This is a genomic window from Microbulbifer sp. THAF38 (assembly GCF_009363535.1).
Classification (GTDB): Bacteria; Pseudomonadota; Gammaproteobacteria; order Pseudomonadales; family Cellvibrionaceae; genus Microbulbifer.
In genome coordinates this window covers 2,470,828-2,489,440 of sequence record NZ_CP045369.1, presented here as the reverse complement: position 1 = coordinate 2,489,440, position 18,613 = coordinate 2,470,828, and the positions used below count along the sequence as shown (strand labels likewise).

The 18,613-nt window shown below is 45.2% G+C and carries 15 protein-coding genes; 10 read left to right on the top strand and 5 right to left on the bottom strand.

Going from position 1 to position 18,613, the window contains the following annotated elements; translation table 11 throughout:
• Window positions 1-175: 175 nt before the first annotated feature.
• Entirely contained in the window at window positions 176-1,000 is an 825-nt protein-coding gene (locus tag FIU95_RS10530; protein ID WP_152453729.1) for a hypothetical protein, read from the bottom strand.
• Window positions 1,001-1,782: 782 nt separating this feature from the next.
• On the opposite strand from FIU95_RS10530, the gene FIU95_RS10525 reads away from it, so the two are divergent.
• From FIU95_RS10525 to FIU95_RS10485, 9 genes are all read left to right on the top strand, one after another.
• Window positions 1,783-3,183 (top strand): tryptophanase, encoded by a 1,401-nt coding sequence (locus FIU95_RS10525; protein ID WP_253868559.1) that lies wholly within the window; start codon window positions 1,783-1,785, stop codon window positions 3,181-3,183.
• 368 nt (window positions 3,184-3,551) lie between these two features.
• Window positions 3,552-4,226: a TetR/AcrR family transcriptional regulator gene (locus tag FIU95_RS10520; RefSeq protein ID WP_152453728.1), complete on the top strand. Its 675-nt coding sequence runs from the start codon at window positions 3,552-3,554 to the stop codon at window positions 4,224-4,226.
• Between the two features lie 27 nt (window positions 4,227-4,253).
• On the top strand, window positions 4,254-5,612 hold the full coding sequence (locus FIU95_RS10515; RefSeq protein ID WP_253869105.1) for an efflux RND transporter periplasmic adaptor subunit: 1,359 nt from the start codon (window positions 4,254-4,256) through the stop codon (window positions 5,610-5,612).
• A complete protein-coding gene (locus tag FIU95_RS10510) occupies window positions 5,609-8,731 on the top strand; it encodes an efflux RND transporter permease subunit (RefSeq protein ID WP_152453726.1) in 3,123 nt (1,040 codons plus the stop codon). Before FIU95_RS10515 ends, FIU95_RS10510 begins: the two co-directional genes overlap by 4 nt.
• Before the next feature lie 936 nt (window positions 8,732-9,667).
• Window positions 9,668-10,045 (top strand): BlaI/MecI/CopY family transcriptional regulator, encoded by a 378-nt coding sequence (locus FIU95_RS10505; protein ID WP_152453725.1) that lies wholly within the window; start codon window positions 9,668-9,670, stop codon window positions 10,043-10,045.
• Window positions 10,046-10,067: 22 nt separating this feature from the next.
• Window positions 10,068-10,952: a M56 family metallopeptidase gene (locus tag FIU95_RS10500; RefSeq protein WP_152453724.1), complete on the top strand. Its 885-nt coding sequence runs from the start codon at window positions 10,068-10,070 to the stop codon at window positions 10,950-10,952.
• A gap of 63 nt (window positions 10,953-11,015) precedes the next feature.
• Window positions 11,016-11,564, top strand: a complete 549-nt coding sequence (locus FIU95_RS10495; RefSeq protein WP_152453723.1) for a M23 family metallopeptidase — start codon at window positions 11,016-11,018, stop codon at window positions 11,562-11,564.
• A 3-nt stretch (window positions 11,565-11,567) separates the two neighbouring features.
• Window positions 11,568-12,938, top strand: a complete 1,371-nt coding sequence (locus FIU95_RS10490) for a M23 family metallopeptidase (RefSeq protein ID WP_216646233.1) — start codon at window positions 11,568-11,570, stop codon at window positions 12,936-12,938.
• A 248-nt stretch (window positions 12,939-13,186) separates the two neighbouring features.
• Window positions 13,187-14,062, top strand: coding sequence for an alpha/beta hydrolase (locus FIU95_RS10485; protein ID WP_152453722.1), 876 nt, complete (start codon window positions 13,187-13,189; stop codon window positions 14,060-14,062).
• Window positions 14,063-14,197: 135 nt separating this feature from the next.
• Here FIU95_RS10485 and FIU95_RS10480 read toward each other — a convergent pair whose 3' ends face one another.
• The 4 genes from FIU95_RS10480 to FIU95_RS10470 form a co-directional block, all read right to left on the bottom strand.
• Window positions 14,198-14,440 carry a cyclase gene (locus FIU95_RS10480; protein ID WP_172975377.1) on the bottom strand — a complete coding sequence of 81 codons (243 nt, stop codon included), beginning with the start codon at window positions 14,438-14,440 and terminating at the stop codon, window positions 14,198-14,200.
• The gene (locus FIU95_RS21135) at window positions 14,427-14,585 is read right to left on the bottom strand and encodes a hypothetical protein (RefSeq protein ID WP_172975376.1); all 159 of its coding nucleotides are present in this window, start codon (window positions 14,583-14,585) and stop codon (window positions 14,427-14,429) included. Before FIU95_RS21135 ends, FIU95_RS10480 begins: the two co-directional genes overlap by 14 nt.
• 63 nt (window positions 14,586-14,648) lie before the next feature.
• On the bottom strand, window positions 14,649-15,290 hold the full coding sequence (locus FIU95_RS10475) for a hypothetical protein (RefSeq protein WP_152453720.1): 642 nt from the start codon (window positions 15,288-15,290) through the stop codon (window positions 14,649-14,651).
• Between the two features lie 293 nt (window positions 15,291-15,583).
• Complete coding sequence (locus FIU95_RS10470; protein WP_152453719.1) at window positions 15,584-15,961, bottom strand: hypothetical protein; 378 nt, start codon at window positions 15,959-15,961, stop codon at window positions 15,584-15,586.
• A 673-nt stretch (window positions 15,962-16,634) separates the two neighbouring features.
• On the opposite strand from FIU95_RS10470, the gene FIU95_RS10465 reads away from it, so the two are divergent.
• On the top strand, window positions 16,635-18,596 hold the full coding sequence (locus FIU95_RS10465; RefSeq protein WP_152453718.1) for a GMC family oxidoreductase: 1,962 nt from the start codon (window positions 16,635-16,637) through the stop codon (window positions 18,594-18,596).
• The last annotated feature ends 17 nt before the right edge of the window (window positions 18,597-18,613 follow it).

Below are 18,613 nucleotides of genomic sequence, written 5' to 3'. Positions count from 1 at the left end.
TGGTTGTTTTCTGTCTAGCTTGAGCTGTTGGCAATCAGATAGATTTGGCTGGTTTTTTGCTTCCCAAGTTTTTCTGCTAAGGAGTGTAAATCTGGAAGTGACCCTGCCGAAATACTGTAAGCCAAATATAGCAAGGTCACCTTTCCCACTTTCGAGTCTTAGGGCTTAGCTAAAACTATTGATGGTTACGATAAGCTTCTTCGAGCAGATGCTGCAAGGGAACTTCTGCGGAGGGCAATTCATTGCCATGCTCATCTCTTGCTAGAACATGAATGAAGTGTTCATCCCCATCAGGACCGGAAGTTGTAGATATGTTGAGTTTGTATGGCTCAGTAAATTTGGCTTTATTGCCGAGCACGGAAATAGGAACATACAGTTTTTCTTCCCCGTTTCCAAACCATAATGAATCAATAACAACTGCATTTTCATCGTTAGAGTTAGGGTGTTTAGCGAGTTTATTGCTAAGTGATAATCTGAGCTTGCTTCCATCGACGGTTAGCATTTTGACATCAGTTATCTTGCTTGGCGTTACATCCACTAGGCGCCCCCAGGCATCAAATAATGGCTGCCCCAGGTTTCCTGGTTGCCCTGTGCCAATAAAGCTGTCGGCTTCGGATACAAAGCCACCAAAGTGAATTCTTTGATCATTTGAATTTTCAAAATCTGATTCGTCAACTATGATGTTGAGCTGGCGATATACCCAGGTGTTGCCAACTGTTGCCTGATGTAAGCCATCATGGAGGTTGAAGTTCCTTGCAGTTAGCTTGGGTGCGTTGGGGAAGTTCACTTCTAACGAGGTTATAATCGCGGGAGCCGAGGAGTGAGCTTGATCAACAGTTAAGGTCGCATAGCTGGCCCCATTTAAGTCGAGGCCAGGGTACTGTACGGCAGCGTTAGCTGAATCGAGTTCTAGAGTTTCGTACTTGAAGGTTTTTGCTTGTGCTTCAAAAGCCAGAAAGGCTGCTGAAATGGCTGCTGCTAAGGCAAATTTTGGAAACATATATATCTACTGCTTAAGTTCGTCTTGTTAAACCAAGTATTGTTGTGGGGCAAAATGGTGAATTCACTTGCCTGCCTACTTGGCATCTCTAAAATCACACGTAAGAAAAAGTGTCATAAAATAGTGAGACTTTAATATTTATGTGCGAAGTGGGTTGTAAAAAATTCTCAGTTTTCTCAAGTGATGGATTACTTGAGGTGAGATCATTGAATTAAGTTTTCCCTCCATGGCTTAAATTCCCCAATAATTAACGGGAAGCTTACAGTACGATTTTGGCCAAGTAAATATCACTTGTTTTAATGGTCTGCATTAAATTTGGTACAATAATTCCAGTTATCTTGAGTTTCTGCTCTTTTTGAGTTTAATAATGATTAAATAGGTCTGAGGAAAGCGGTTCATTATTTTTTGGGAGTTGAAGTGTGTATGGATATTTAAGTGCGTAGGTTAACTGTTACAGTAAGTAGGTTAATGCTCCAACACGGCAAGCAGCTAATTTTTTCGTTTCCTACTGTTGTTTCTCTAGCTGCCTTTCTCGTATTTGGCATAAATGACATTAAAAATTATCTATACAATTGCCTTTCGGTAGGCTTTACTGGTAAACCATGCTAAAAGCAATTTTGTTACCTTCCTTGCCCCTGAGAGGCAGGGTAACTGTTGTACTTGTCACCTCTTCAATTCGCCTATTCCCCCCTTCATCTGTACTATATCCGCGTTAAAAACAGCATGCAGTGTGACTGAATTCAAAATTTCAGTTCCCGCTGTCAGGATTGATAAGGAAAATAATGATGAAGCGTATTCCTGAGCCATTCCGCATCAAGATGGTTGAGCCGATCAAAATGACCACTCTGGCCGACAGAGAAAAGGCTTTGGCGGAAGCTGGTTTAAACCCTTTCTTGCTGCGTAGCGATGATGTCTATATCGATCTGCTAACTGATTCCGGCACTGGGGCCATGAGCGATAACCAGTGGGCCGGTTTGATGTTGGGGGATGAGTCTTACGCAGGTAGCCGCAACTATTACAATTTGTGTCAAGCGGTCGAGCACTTTTTTGGATACAAATTAACCGTTCCCGCCCACCAGGGTCGTGGTGCTGAACAGATCCTGTTTCCCGCCCTGATTGAACGTATGCGCCAGGTGCGTGGCGGTACCACGCCGGTCTTTATCTCCAACTATCACTTCGATACCACCGCGGGCCATATTGAGTTGAATGGCGGCAAGGCGGTTAATGTGTTGGACAAGCGAGCCTTTGATACCTTAACGGCTTATGACTGGAAAGGTAATTTCGATTTAGAGAGGCTGGTCGAGACCATTGAGGAGCACGGGGCGAATAATATTTGTGCAATTATCACCACGATAACTTGCAACAGCTCTGGCGGTCAGCCGGTTTCCATGGCGAATATGCGCGCTGTGTATGAGATAGCCACGAAATACGATATCCCAGTGGTGATAGACTCTGCGCGCTACTGTGAAAATGCCTACTTTATCAAGCAGCGCGAAGAGGGATATCAGGATAAGTCGATCCTGGAGATTATTCGCGAGATGTATCAATACGGCGATATGCTGACCATGTCTGCCAAGAAAGATCCCATGGTGAACATTGGTGGCCTCTGTTGTATCCGTGATCACGAGGAGCTTTTCCAGGCGGTACGAACCCGTTGTGTGCCTATGGAGGGCTTCGTCACTTATGGGGGCATGGCGGGGCGAGATATGGAGGCATTGGCGCGAGGTCTTTATGAGGCAGCCGATGAGAATTTCTTGCATTACCGCATCAGTCAGGTGGCTTATTTGGGTGAGCGCTTGCGCGAGGGTGGGGTGCCTATCCAGTATCCGACAGGTGGCCATGCGGTATTTGTGGATGCGGCTAAGATCCTGCCGCATATCCCACCGGAGCAGTTCCCTGCACAAGTTTTAACTAATGCACTGTACTTGGAGGCGGGTATCCGAGCGGTGGAGATTGGTTCTTTATTGCTGGGGCGTGATCCTGAATCCGGTGAGCAGAAGAAGGCGGATCTGGAGTTAATGCGCTTGACGATTCCACGGCGTGTCTATACCAATGATCATATGGATTATATTGCCGATGCGATCATAGAATTGCAGAACCGAGCACACGAATTGAAGGGGCTCAGTTTTGAATACGAGCCACCAGTGTTGCGACACTTTACGGCCAGATTTAAATCCCTGTAGTGAGTGGGAAGCTCAACAGGCATTGACCAAGTGATTTCTGTTGAGCCTCTTCTTTCGATAAAGGCCCCTAACGGGCCTTTTTTTGTTTCTCATCCGAAGTTCAGATTTGCCACTGCGTGGTGATTTTCCCTTAACGCAACAGTCAGCCATAAAAGCTCTCCCGCCACCCATATGATGTTGAGCAGGGTATCCCCAGTTTTCAGTCGACATTAAGAGAGGCTCTAGGTTTTGACTGGTTAGTCGTTAACTGGGCGTTTATAGGTTGTCACCGGGGTGTACCAATCAGTTTTGACTTTTAAGTCCCTTTTCTATCTTGTTTTCCTTTAAGCACTACTATTTAATTAATCACACGATTAATTAAGTGGGATATGAAGTTGACGAAAACCACACCTACCCGTGGCCGCGGGCGGCCAAGGGACCCGGAGCGCGAGAAAGAGGTGCGTGAGGCCCTGATGCAATCCGCCCATAGGCTGCTTCGAGAGAAGCCGTTTCGCGATATCTCTATTCGAGAAATTGCTCAGGGTGCTGGAGTAAATTCTGCCATGATCAGCTATCACTTTGACGGTAAAGAGGGGCTGATTATCGAGGTTATCCGCGGCCAGTTTATGCAGTTCGGCCCGGCATTCCTCAATATGAGCCTGGAAGTAAAAGAGCCCACTTTAGAGACATTGAAGGAAGCGATGGCCCGTATTATTCGCCTTTATATCCGCGAACCTTGGATACCCCGTTTGATTGTGGGGGAGGTGGCCTCCAAACCCGGACGAATGCGCGAATTGTTTACCGATAGACTGGCTTCTGCACTGGGCCCAAAGCTGCGCGAACTTTTGCATGTGCTTCAATGTGCCGGTCATCTGCGCCCAGATCTAGATGTCAACCTGATGCCTATTTCATTTATCAGTCTGATCGCTTTTCCGTTTATTGCTGGGGACCCCTTTAAAGAAATTTTCGCTTTTATGTTGGATGAGGAAAACAGCGAAAAGTGGATTGATCACACAGTAAAGCTGCTGCTCCATGGAGTGGCCAATAACTCTGCAGCCGAGTAATAGTCGAACATTTGGAGATTGGTGGTGATGAATAAGGTCCAGCTAAAGAAACTGATGAATCGCCGCCTGGCGCTTCCCACTCTGGTAGCCGTGGGGGTTTTAATTTCCATGGCATTGGTCATGAGCAAGAACCCACCCATACACGATGTGCAGGATACGCTGGTTACCCCGGTACATGCGGTAAAGGTTCAAGAGCTACCGTTACGTGCGCGAGCCGTTGCTTATGGTGAAGTGAAACCCAGCACTTTTCTTGAGGCGAATGCCGAAGTGAGTGGCCGAGTTGTCTACACAGCGCCGGAACTTGAACGCGGCAATATGATTCCTGCTGGCACCTTGGTCTTGAAAATTGATGACACCAGCTACCAGTTGGCCTTGGCCAAGGCTGAGAGCGATTTGGCAGCCAATCGGGCAAATCTGCAGGAACTCAAAGTGGAAGAGGCCAACAGCCAGCGCTCTCTGGAAATTGCCGAACGCACGCTGAAGCTGGGTGAAAAGGAGCTGGAACGAAAACAAAAACTGGTAGCTAAGGGCACGGTTTCCCGTTCCAGTGTGGATGTTGAAGAGCAAAATGTGTTGCGCCTGCGCCAGGAAGTGCAAAACCAAACTAGCCAACTCTCCTTGTTTCCGACACGCCGCAAGGTAATCGAGGCCCAGATCGCGCGCGCTGAGGCTCAAGTGCGTGATAGTAAATACAACCTGGAACGCACCCAGGTAATTTTACCTTTCGATGCGCGCATTGGTGACGTCTATGTAGAGGAGAATCAATACGTGGCTGGCAATGCGCGCTTGTTCGATGCTAGTGGCCTGGACCAGGTGGAAATTGCAGCGGAACTCCCCATGGTTCATGTGGCACCACTGTTGCGCAATCTCAGGCCAAGCAATGATCGTGTACCGACCCCAGAGGATCTGCCCAAAATGCTGGTGGGCTTGGAGGCTCGAATCACCCTGGTCGGAGGCCCTGGAAACAATGAGTGGCAGGGCCGGGTGGTGCGCTTGGGCGGCACCCTGGATAGCACCAGCCGCACGCTTTCCGTTGTTGTTGCTGTAGATGATCCGTATGGCGAAGCCCTTGCCGGCAATAAACCGCCGCTATTTCGTGGTATGTATTCCCGCGTGGAGTTATTCGCCCCCGCCGCTTCGGCACTGGCCATTCCCCGTCGTGCCCTGCACGAGGGAAGGGTATATCTCGTAGAAGATGGCCAATTGCGCCTGCGTTCGGTGCAGGTAGATTACCACCAGGGTGATACCACGGTGATTCGTGAAGGTTTGAATCCCGGTGAGCAGGTTATTGTTACCGATGTGATCCCGGCTATTGACGGCATGGCGGTATCGGTGTCTGGAAGTCAACAGGCCGTATTCGTGAATACTGGAGGGACGCAGCAGTGATTCGTTTTTTTGCCGCCCATCCCACAGCGGCCAATCTATTAATGGTCGCACTGATGCTGAGTGGGCTGTTTGTCCTGCCCAGTATGAAGCGTGAAACCATGCCGGAGATCGATAAATTCGAAGTGCAGGTCTCCGTTCCTTACGCCGGTGCCGCAGCTGCAGAGGTGGAAGACAGCATCTGTCTTCCCCTGGAAGAGGCCACCGATGGCATCAGTTTTGTTGATGAGCGCTTGTGTGAGGCTAAGGATAATCTCGGGTTAATGACACTGAAGATGCAGGAAACTGGAGATATGAACCAGTTTGTTGCCGATGTGGAATCCGCAGTAGATAGCATTGATTCTCTGCCCGCAGAGAGCGAGCGCCCAATCGTCAAAGAGACGGGGCGGACACAGGGTGTTGTCAGTATTGCTATCAGTGCTAATTTGCCGTTGCCGCAACTGAACCAATTGGCAGAGCACTACCGTCGCGAATTATTGCGTGATCCTGCTATCCCCATAGTGCGCATATCGGGTTTCTCTGATCATCAGCTGCAGATCGAAATATCTGATTACAACCTGCGTCAATATGGGCTCAGCGTGATGGAACTGGCCAATATTATCGATCAACAGGCCATTGATATGCCTGCCGGTAAAGTGTCCACTCCAGATCGGGAATACCAGCTGCGTTTTACCGAAGAGCGTCGCACCGTAGAAGAACTGGAAAATCTCGTCGTTATTAAAGGCGAGGACGGTGCCGAAGTACGCCTTGGCGATATCGCAAAAATTTATGATGGCTTCGAGTTGGCGGAAGATAAGATTACTTTCGATGGCCATCGCGCAGCGCTTCTCAATGTTGAAAAGAATAGTGTGGATGACAGTCTGCGCGTGCTGGAAGCTGTGCGTGCTTTTGTCGATCGTGAAAATGAAAAGCTGCCCGAGGGTATAAAACTGACCCTTACCCAGGATAGCGCTTCCATTGTTGCTGATCGACTGCAAATGATCATTTCTAATGCCTGGCAGGGCCTGATCCTGGTAGCTTTGGCACTGTACCTTTTCTTTGGTGGTCGCTATGTATTCTGGGTGGTGATGGGGCTTCCGGTGTCCTTTCTCGGCTCCTTTGCCTTGATCACCGCCATGGGTGTATCCATCAATATGATTAGTTTGGTGGGTTTACTCATTGCTATCGGCATTTTGATGGACGATGCCATAGTGCTTTCGGAAAGTATTGCTAGTGAACACCGTGAGGGCGGTTCTCCGTTAGAGGCGGTAGTAAATGGTACCAAGCGCGTTGCCCGCGGAGTCCTGTCTTCCTTCGCTACCACTGTGATGGTGTTTGGTGGGCTGATTTTTATTAAGGGTGATATGGGGCAGGTGCTTAAAGTTCTGCCGATTGTCCTGATTTCAGTGTTGATCGTCAGCTTGATAGAAGCCTTCTTGATTCTGCCGGCACACCTGCGCCATGCGCTTGAGCATAAAAGCCGTAAGCCCGCCTGGAAGCAGGCTTTTGCAAAACGCTTTGAAAACTGGCGTGAAAGTGTAGGGCGCGCGGCCGATTGGGCTGTTAAATATCGCTACGCCTTTGTTGGTGGTGTGCTCGGTCTTTTCTTCATGACCGTAAGTTTGTTGCCAGCGGGGATCGTGAAATTTCAGGGATTCCCCACTTTAGAGGGCGATCTGTTACAAGCTCGCATTCTAATGCCCCAGGGTACATCCCTGCAGGATATGGAAAAACTGGTTGATAAACAGCTGGATGCACTTGATCGGGTTGCTGCAGAACTTTCTGAAAAGGAAAGAGCCCCTCTCGTCAATCACACCAGTGTTACTTTTGGGGTTAATGGTGACGCCTTTGAAACTGGCCCCCATGTGGCAACGATCAATGTTGATTTACTGGCAGCCGAAGGGCGCAATACCAGTATGGATACATTGCGTCACGCTTGGCGAGAGGCTGCCGGTGAAATACCCGGAGCGATCGCCATTCTTTACAAAGAGCCCGTCCTCGGTCCCGCAGGTCGTGCAATCCACTTGCGCCTTACTGGGCTAGAGCTGGACCAGCTGAAAGCGGTTTCTATCCGTCTGCAAAATTGGCTGCGAGGATACGACGGTGTAGTGAATGTGGTGGATGATCTACGCCCAGGAAAACCGCAGTTAACCTTAAAAATGCGTGAAGGTGCCTACGCTTCCGGCCTGGATGCCAGCAATGTCGCCAACCAGTTGCGCGCCGCTTATCAAGGAATGGAAATTGATGAGATCCAATACCAGGGAGAAACCTATGAAATCCAAGTGCGCATGGATGCGGATTCCCGCGGAGCCCTGAGCCGCTTCGATGAACTTGTAATTATCCACCCTGTGACCAAGCAACGTGTCCCCTTGATTGCCATTGCCGATGTTGAAATGAACCGCGACTATGCGCGGATTCAGCGGATAGATGGTGAGCGGGTCGTGAGTGTTTTCGCCGATGTCTTCACAGAGAAAGCTAACGCAGGGCAAGTACTTGAAGATACCCAGGAAAAGTTTCTGGCTGAGTTAATGAAAGAGTTCCCTGAGCTGCGCGTGGATATGGAGGGGGAGATAAAGAACAGTATGGTCACCGGTGAATCCATCGGCCGCGCTCTGTTAATCGGTGCTATTGGCATTTACCTGTTATTGTCTTTGCAATTCCGCAGCTATGTAGAGCCCTTGATAGTGTTGGTTGCCATTCCGCTAGCGCTGATTGGCGTTATCTGGGGGCACCTGATTATGGGGCAGAATATGTCCATGCCCAGCATGATGGGCTTTGTCTCCCTAGCAGGTATTGTAGTAAATGACTCCATCTTGCTGGTGGAGTTTGTGAAGCGGCGCGTACGCGAAGGTATGGATGTTCATAGTGCCGCTAGCCAAGCCAGCCGCGATCGCTTCCGCGCAATTATCTTGACTTCGCTCACAACTGTCGCAGGACTTTTGCCTCTACTGTTTGAAACAAGTCTGCAAGCCCAGGTGTTGGTACCACTGGTAACCAGTATTGTCTTCGGCATCAGTAGCTCAACCGTGTTGATTCTTTTGGTGCTGCCGGCGCTCTATGGGATCTTGGAGGACTTTGGGTTTACTGAGGCTCAGGAGGATGAGGAAGGGGAGCAGTCTCAAATGGAGGGAATGGTTGCTTAGTAGTAAACGTATTTAGTTAAAAGGTGAAAGGGATGAAATTGTGATTGTATCAAGCATGGATGCTGCTTACTGGCTTACAGTAAGGGGTATAGCATGTGGGGGCATTCTTTTCTTTCAGCTCGTAGTAAGTATGGAGAGTTCTATAATTCTCCATACTTACTACGCTCCACTGGATAGCGTTATAAGAAAATACTGTGCTACTTTGGAAAGAACTTTTTACAAGAAAAAGTTACAATGGTGTCATTTCCTTAATGATTTATTATTGCATCGAGCGATATTCTACCAACCATAATCTATTCATAGGTTGGTCATTTCTATCAATAAAATACGCCCATTCTGATGAAATTTTGCCCAATTTTGATCGGAAGTACCAACAAATATTGAAATAAGAAATTGCGAATGTTTTCCTGTTTGGCCACTATTGCTTGTAAGTATAAATAACTAAACTTCATCTGATGCCATGTTGTGGTAAATGATAGTGGGTTTAATAAATCTTACCGTATCAAGAACTGACTCAATTATTCCAGGGATGTCGGATAGGGAATATAAATACTAACCAAAACATTTTTTTAAGTGGGCTTTCATGTTTTGTTTTTTGTTTAAACGGATGCAGCGGAGGTGGGTCTGGTTCCGCGAAAGTTCATAGCAATGAACAAGACTCTTTTTCAATAATGGTAAAAAAATGAAACAGAACTCAGAACACCATCGAACTGGAGGAAAGATAGATGGTTGAAAATTAACCAGGCCGTCTCACATCTCTTTTTTTCAGGGTGCTCGACAGATAGTTGTCCCACTCTACGCCCTATTCTTTTTAGCATAGTTACAGTTAGTCGCTTGGAGATGCTTTGCAATTTTGTGCTTGACCCTGTGCGACAGGTGTCGCACACTTGCCCCCAGTGTAGTGAGGGTGCCCATAAAGTCACGAGAAGAAAGTAAATGAAAGAATCTAAACCTTCCCCCTCAGAGCTTACCTTGCTAAAGGCGCTCTGGAAGCAGAGTCCGCTAAGTGCAAGAGAATTGCATGAAAAGGTGAAATCCGAACTCTGCTGGTCCTATTCATCCACTAGGAAAACATTGGATAGAATGCGAGACAAGTCCTTTGTAATTCAGTCTGAAGTACATGGTATTCAAGTCTATAAGGCAGCCCTAGATAAAGTCGAAACACTTGCGCAATATGCCACAGACTTCGCCTCACGGGTTCTTGAGCTGGATGGTCCACTCCCTATAGCTATGTTTGCAAACAGCAAATTAATGAGTGATCAGGACCTGGAAGAGCTACAAGAAATGTTGAACACCTGGCCTGATGTAGATTGAGTCGGGGAGGCAGTGAGATTATATGCAGGAATTATTATCCTCGTTGTCATTCTTTGCGCCGAATCTTTTTGTTACATCCATATTTTCTGTAATTTGGGCATGCTTCATTTATATTGGTGTAAGAACTATAACCGCACAGTCTAGTCTTAAATCTTGGGGTGTTTCTGGTTGGCGTAGCTTTTGGTTGTGTGTTTTATGTGTGATTAGCTTACCATTTTTTCTTGCGCAATTATTAGATCTTTCCTCAATAGGCTTAGTGCCTGAATTTAAATATGATCTTACTCCACCGGATGCAGCTTTTGGTCAAACAATAAGTGGTGGCGCTCAGCTGGTGGACAAAACACTAACCTTTAATTACCTAGAAATTCTAGCTGGTGGCTGGGGGGTGTTTTATGTTAGTGGGGTATTGTTGAGCCTGATACTGATATTTCGAAGGCATAACCGATTGGTTAGCGTACTAGGTATAGTTAAGGAGGTTGAATTTGAATCGCAAGTTGTAGGTGGCCTACTAACTTATCAGCAGCTTGATTACTTATCTAAAAAGAATGTAAAACTGAGTATTACAAAAGCTAAGTGCTCTCCATTCGTTTTCGGCTTACTTAACTTGAATCTTGTTCTACCTAGTTATTTGTTGTCGATGGATGCCAAGGAACGACAATTGATTGTAGAGCATGAATTAACTCATATAAGACGGCGAGATCCATTATTAATCATGGTGGCTCATGTTTTGGTGTGTTTCTTATGGTTCATTCCTTTTGTTAGGTGGGCTAAAGGGCAATTGTTATGGGCTATTGAACTTAGCTGCGATCGACAAGTATTGAAATCCTCAGAGGTTGGGAATGGAAGAGTTTATGCCCAGGCAATGCTGCGGACATTACAACAGTGCTCTGGGCAAGCCAGCTGTTAGGGTGTTGCTGCCTTTTCAGTATTTGAAGAGGCAAACCAATTAACTTTTTTTAAGAAAAGATTGGTGAATATCAGGGAAATTGCTCAAGAAGATTCTAAGCCTAACAGCTTTACTTCTGGAATCTTTAGGGGGGTACTTGTGAGTTTTACTATATTGCTAATTCTTATTGGTATTCTTATAAAATCTAGTTTCTCAATCGCTAGCTCTAAAAAAGAGATCTGGATGGCGCCTATTGAAGGTGCACGTATCAGTAGTCAATTTGGAGGTTTGGAGAAATTTAGAAAGAAACCTCACCTAGGTACAGATTTTGCCGCTCCCCTGGGTACAGCAATAGTATCTGCTGCTGATGGAATCGTTGTTGTTTCAACTGATCACTATAAACATAGAAATTACGGAAAGATTGTTATTGTTGATCATGGGGATAATGCTCAGACACTTTACTCACATTTAGACTCGCGGGAAGTGAGCGTTGGTCAAACAGTAAAAGCTGGACAGAAGATTGGAACAGTCGGTGTCACAGGAAATGTGACTGGCCCTCATTTGCACTTTGAGTTAATTGAGCGGGGTGAAAGAGTTGATCCAGAACACTTGCTTACACTGTGGTTCGGTTGATCAATGGCAAGGTATCTAATTGATCATATTTTTCCAAGGGAGTTGTTAGCTTTTTATGGCAATTTAATTCTTCAATTTGCTTCTGTTCTATTATTAATAATGCTCTGCCCAGCGGTATTGCAGGCAAAGTCCTTAGAGCAGGAAGGAGGTATCTTTCAGCTCAATGGCGATGTTCTATCAATACTTTATTCAGTAAAAGCAGATCAATCAAATTTAATGAAAGGTAATGCTCAAATTGGACAATCCAATATGGATTACGGTGTCCTTGCCGTTGAGAACGGTGAGCGAATAAAGTCGGTATCTCTTGCTAAAAATCAAGGTTTACTGTCCTTGCTAATCGAAAACTCGATTAGCAATAAGGATGCTTATGCGGTTGTAAAAATTTTTTCCGAGCACTTTAATGTCAATGCAATACCAGCTGGAAAGGTATTTCAATTGACTTTTGATGAGCAATTAAGATTTCAAAGTATTGGTGTGAAACGGGCATTTGCCGAGAAGCTTGAAGTCAAGAGGTCTGATCAAAAATTTATTGTTGTTAAGAATAAAAATCCAACTACTCTAAAAAAGTATTATGTTGAAGGTGAGATTGTAGGAAGTTTATATACGTCTGGTCTACGGCTTGGCCTGAATAATGGTACTCTGTCAAAGCTCAATGAAATTTTAAGTTACGAGATAGATTTTCAACGTGAGATTCATTCAGGTGATCGTTTCTCTGTGTTTTATAGTACTTTGCGAGATGATGTGGAAGGTGATGAAGTTTTCCATGAAATACATTTTGCGAAAGTTGCTTTAAAAAATGATCCAGTATCCCTATATCGCTATGAAGATAATGAGACTGGAATGGTTGATTACTTGGATCCCAGAGGGAAAAACTCCAGAAGTTTTCTTATAAAGACTCCACTAAAGAATGCGCGCCTGTCATCATATTATGGTAGGCGTAAACATCCAGTATTGGGCTATACAAGAATGCATAATGGCCTGGACTTTGGCGCTCCATCAGGTACGCCGATACTTGCTGCTGGAGATGGCACTATAGAAAGAGCCTCTTACTTTGGTAGCTTTGGCAATTACATTCGTATTGGCCACAAATCGGGAGTGCAAACTATTTATGCGCATCTGAAAGGCTATGCCAAGGGTATCAAGACTGGTGTGAAAGTGGAGCAAGGGCAGGTGATTGGTTATTTAGGGGCTACGGGTAGGGTTAAAGGCCGGCATTTGCATTATGAAATTCATAAGAATGGTAAGGCAGTTGATCCACTTAGGTTGGACCTCCCTGCTGCCAGTCGTTTGTCAGGAGAAAGTTTAGAGCGTTATTATGAATTCATTGAGACGGTAGATGAAGCTATAAAGGTTTACAAGAAACATAAAGAATGAAAATTTTTGTGCGTTTTATTTAAGCTGTTGCAATGGTCGGGTTTTTAGTCATAGAGATAGTTAGTAGGTTATTGTGGATAATGATCGCAACGGTCATTATATAAATTTTAGCCTTAAAGAAATAGTAAAAACATTGATAGTTTCTTCTAAAGATTTTGGGATAACTTCTGCTTTCGCAGAAGTATCTATTTACAAATCAATTGAATCAAAGTTTTTTCGGGTCAAAGTACGTTATACAAGGGTGGATTATGTATAGATTGATTTTTTTTGTATTGGTGTTTTCTCTGTATTCTGCTTCAATATTGGCAGAACAGCTTGTTGTTCAAAAGTCTGGGCCTTTTGATCTAGAGAACTCTGAGGTTTTTACAATTCATTCAAAAATCTTAGGGCGAGAATATGAAATATATATTAAGACTCCTGCTGGCTATTACGATAAAGCTCAAAATAGAAAAAGCTACCCATCTTTATATCTAAATGATGGCCCCTATACATTCAAAGTTGCCTCAGGTGTAACACACTTGAAAAGCATGAATAAGGCGATTGTGATCGGTATCTCTTTTGCAAAAGGGGAGAAAGGGCAGTTTAGTCGAGTGCGGGATCTTACCCCTGTGCCTGATGATAGCTGGAAGCGCTATAAAACAGGTGGTGCTCCGGAGTACCTGAGATTTATCGAGAGTGAGGTAATTCCGTTTGTTGAGGAAAATTATCGTGTTAACCCCAAAAGAAGAATCTTGGCTGGTCAATCTTTAGGCGGCTCTTTTGGAGCCTGGGTATTGTTAAACAAGCCTGAGCTTTTCTCCAGTTATATCCTGACAAGCCCATCGCTTTGGTATAAAAATGAGATAATTTTTGATATTGAAGAAGAGTATTCGAAAGGGCATAAGTCATTAATTGCAAATATCTACCTTGCAACTGGCGCCTTGGAAACTAAAGAAGGCTCTGGAATGAATCATACCATGGTGGAAGGCCACAGGAAGTTTGTTGAGCTTTTGCGTTCGCGAAAATATCAGGGTATGTACCTCAATGATGAGGTGGTAAGTGGAGCTGATCACTATTCAACCTTTCCTATTGGCTTGGCAAAAGGTCTAAGGTGGCTTTATCAGGACCAATGGAAGATGCCTTAATATTTCGTGAGTTTGAATAAGGCAATTAAGGTATAGTTTGATCTGATGTATTCTCTGCTAATGAATTGATCGGCGTAATCTTATCAAGTAGGAGGCCTTTATCTGAAGGCCTTTTGCTATATGAAAATAGTCTTTTTATAGCTTATTTGTATACCAAATCTTAGGAGTGCCAATGACTTCAGCCTCTTTGCGAGACTCATGTAGCTCAACGCTATTAACGAAAGCTTCAGCTTTCTCCTTGGAGGTGAATTCGTGGATAACAGTTAAATTACTAGGATTACCCACCTCTTGATACACTGATGTGTTTGTACCGCCCATCTGGTTCAATATTGGCATGAAATCTGTAAGAACTTTTTGCCATTTATCAAAATCCTTCACTGAAGCCTGCATAAATAGGTAAACCATCAGATGCTTCTCTAGTATTGGTTGCTAGGGGGATGATATCGTCTGAACTAACTATAGCATCGAATAATTCCCGCTCGATGTGGTCGATAGCAACCCGGCAAAAGAAAAATAGACTCATTAAATTCTCCGCCGGGCTACAGCTGTAGGTTTCCTGATAGAGGATTTATCTCGTGGGAAGAAATCAGTTCATCACTCCAAGCTTACAACCTTTGTTTTTGATCTTAACCCATTTACTCATAAAGTTGACCGGAGACGTGTAGGCTTCATAGATAACGGCCTGCCCCCAGGGAGTGACTGCGCCCTGCATGGGCTTTGAATAAGAAAAGGCTCCCATTACCCATGCGCTCTTGGTAACGCAGTCCCCGGAGGTTGGGAAGTTGGATGTCAGAGTTGGATTATGGTTGTAGACGAGGCTGGTGGAATTTAATAGCTGTTGGGCTCTGTTGACAACAGTTGCAACTTCAGTATCAGAGGCGGGGTGCACGTAAATAGTGACATCATTTGCTGAACTTGGATAAAACATAACATTATTGACAGTGCCGTGCGTTTCGCCGGAGGCAGAATTTTGTGCCCAGACCTGCCAGCTGTTACCACAGATCTCATCCCAGCTTTGCAGTCCGTTGGCATTCACTACAAATGGTGAAACGTGCCCGCCGCCTATAGTCTTCTTAATATTGCTAAATGAAGTTAGTGTTTTCCCTGCCTGTATCATTACACCAATACAGCGCATATTTGCTTGGGTGACGCCAAGGGCAGCGCTTAGATCACCTAACATATCGTTGCAGCTAGTTGCATTGTTGCGGCTGCGGACAAGGTTGGGCATTTCTATTCTCCTTTCTTGTAGATAGAGGGATATACAGCTTTTTATGTTTTTTTAGTGTTAATATTTAATGCGGGCAGTAAATTCTTATTGGTGTTTGGGTGCACCAAAATTTTTATAATTATGTGGTTATACTTGCTTTGATGTTTTACAAAAAGAAATCTATTGCCGAGCACCTTTAAGTTGAATGAGAAATGCTCCTTATTGGGTGTATGTTATTTAAAAAATGCTATGTGATACTAAATATAACTTTGTCCCATCGAGGGTGGCAGAGTGATGTCCACTTGTATTTGGGTTTAAACTGCTTTATCAGAATGCTTAAATAATGTTATTGCGCTGAGAGACATTTCCTTGAGGAGTTCTATAAAGCGCTCAGTAGTCATGTTTCTTTCAGGGGAAATAAAATATTGACCAGAGGTGTGCTCGGTAATTTTAATGCCGTTAGGGAGTTTTGTGCTCGCTGTAAAGCGACAGACCCAACCATTCAGGTTTGATTGATTGATACTTTTTTGGTCAAAGACCCGTATCCCTTTGCCGTTTGCAATAACAATAGTTCTGTTATTCAGGAAGGTTGTATCCAGTTTGGATGTGAGAAATTCGAAGTTTTCTTCCTGCTCGAAGCGGCCAAATTTAGGTAGGAAATTTGAGTCGATATACATTTCTCTGAGGGACATCTTGCTCTCCCTATAAAAACTGTCGGGGTTGGTGTTTTTGTTGTTATTGACGTTTTTTCAGCTAAACATCTTGTTTTTGGTTCTTCCTGATTCTAAAAACAAAAATATTTCTTTTATTTTTTATGCTTGTTGATCTCAATCATAACTGCGCCTCAGCGTTTGGCGCAACAAGTACGGTCGTTTTGTAGCAATATTGTATAAAATTTGAAAAATTTCGTGTGTTTTTTTCTCACCGATTGATTGTTTGTCGCTATTTGTAACCTAGGGATGATTGGGCGCAAAAAATAATCAAATAAAACCGCCTAATAACAGGGTGGCTTTTTGTCCGCCGATTTGTAGCTTGAACTGTTGGTAATGTTAGTGATTGATAACTTTCTGAGAAGAATTTTTTGATGAGTCAAGTTTTTTCTATTTATGGGTTGCAGTTTCTTGAGTGGAAGCTGTGATGGTTTGGGTATAGGGAGGTGCCCGTTTTATTTTGAGTCTTGTTATTTGTCTGTTTTTGAGATGCCCGTTTTAAAACAGTGCTTCCATGATTGCTTAAAGGGCTGCTGTAGATAGGCTTGAGGAGCTTTAGTGGTGGTTTTCCAGTGGTTGGTTTTACCAAGTTGTACCGTTTTCACACTCCCAAGCACTCAATGCAATCTTAAAAACGTTAGAGCGAATAACCAGTATGGATAGAAAAAAAACACCCGACAAAAGAAAGGGTACGGAAGGCGTTAGCCGAAGAACTTTTACCAAGCGCGCTATTCAAGCGGGTTTGGCGGCTGGGGCTGTTACTTCCGGATTGGGCTCAGCATTTTCAGGCAGTTCCAACCAGTTTTATGATACTTACGATTATGTGATAGTTGGTTCAGGCGCAGGTGGCGGACCGCTGGCAGCAAACCTCGCAAGAGCCGGTTTTTCAGTATTGGTGCTTGAAGCTGGTGCTAATGACCCTAGTGATGACACTCATAATATTCCCGCCTGGCACCCATTTGCATCCGAGGACCGCAAGCTGAGCTGGGACTTTTTCGTTAAACACTATGGGGATATCAATCAACAGCAGTTGGATGACAAATATATCCCGGGCAAAGGTATTTTATATCCTCGGGCCAGTACCATAGGTGGCTGCACCACACATCATGCGCTGATTACAGTTTATCCTCATAATAATGACTTTGATCGCATCGCCCAGGCCACCGGGGATAGTAGTTGGGCAAGCGGCAATATGCGGCGATATTTTGAGCGGCTTGAACGTTGCCAGTATATTCCCCGTCCCATTTTTTCGAACCCCTCTCGCCATGGCTTTGATGGATGGTTGCCTACCAATAGAGGTAACCCTGCTTTATTGCTGGAAGACCCGGCGATATTAAAAATTGTCAAGGCGGCGTTGGCGAAATATGGGTTAGAGGGCGCTCTCGAACAGATTATTTCAGGCAACCTGCGCTTGGATATAAATCACTGGGATGTAGCCTCAGGGCAGGAAGGTCCTTTTATTGCCCCGATGGCTGCAGATAGTAGAAGTCGTCGCAAGAGTGTCCGCGAGCACCTTTTGGACACCCAAAGTATCTATCCGAGCCTGTTGCATATACGCACCAATGCATTGGCAACCCGGGTGATGTTTGATGGAAAAACAGCTGTTGGTGTGGAGTTTATGGAAGGGGCGAGTCTCTATCAGGCGGACCCCTATCATGATGGTTCGGGCTCGGCTGGCGTAATGCGCCAGGTAAGGGCCAGTAGGGAAGTGATTCTGTCTGGAGGTGCATTTAACAGCCCTCAACTATTGAAGTTATCTGGAATTGGCCCAAGCCAAGAGCTGCTCCAGCATGGTATTGATCAGGTAGTAGATTTGCCTGGTGTCGGTGAAAACCTGCAGGATCGCTACGAGGTGGGCGTCGTGAGTGAGATGGCTGAGGATCTGGCACTGCTCAAAGATTGTACCTGGGGCGAGCAGGGCGACCCCTGTTTAAACCGATATCGCTACGGCTGGTTGAATAAAGGTCCTTATAGTGGCAATGGCCCTGTACTGTCCTTGGTGAAGCGCTCTCGCCCCGATTTACCAGATCCTGATTTGTTTATTTTTGGCGCGCCCTCTGACTTTCATGGTTACTTCCCAGGTTATTCCCAGGCGTTGAGGGAGTACAAAGATCGCTTTTCCTGGATTGTACTTAAAGGTCACACCAATAATACTGCTGGGCGGGTAACTTTGCGTTCAGCAAATCCGCAAGATACTCCGGAAATTAATTTTCACTATTTTGATGAGGGGAGTGGGGCCTTTGAGGAGGATCTGCAGGCGGTGGTCGAGGGAGTAAAAATTTCCCGGGATATTATGTCCGGCCCGATTGTTAGCAAGCGTGTATCCAAAGAGCTATTGCCCGGTAGTGAGGCACAGACCGATCAGCAGATTGGTCAGTTTGTGAAAAATCAGGCGTGGGGACATCACGCTTCCTGCTCAAACAAAATGGGACCGTCCAGCGACCCTATGGCTGTGGTCGATAGTAAATTCCGTGTGCATGGCACCAATAATTTGCGAGTGGTAGACGCTTCGGTATTTCCGCGTATTCCCGGCTTCTTTATTGTAGTGCCGGTCTATATGATCAGTGAGAAGGCCAGTGATGACATTATTGCATCGGCGATAGGCCTATCGACCTGATCGGGAGTGAGCTTTTT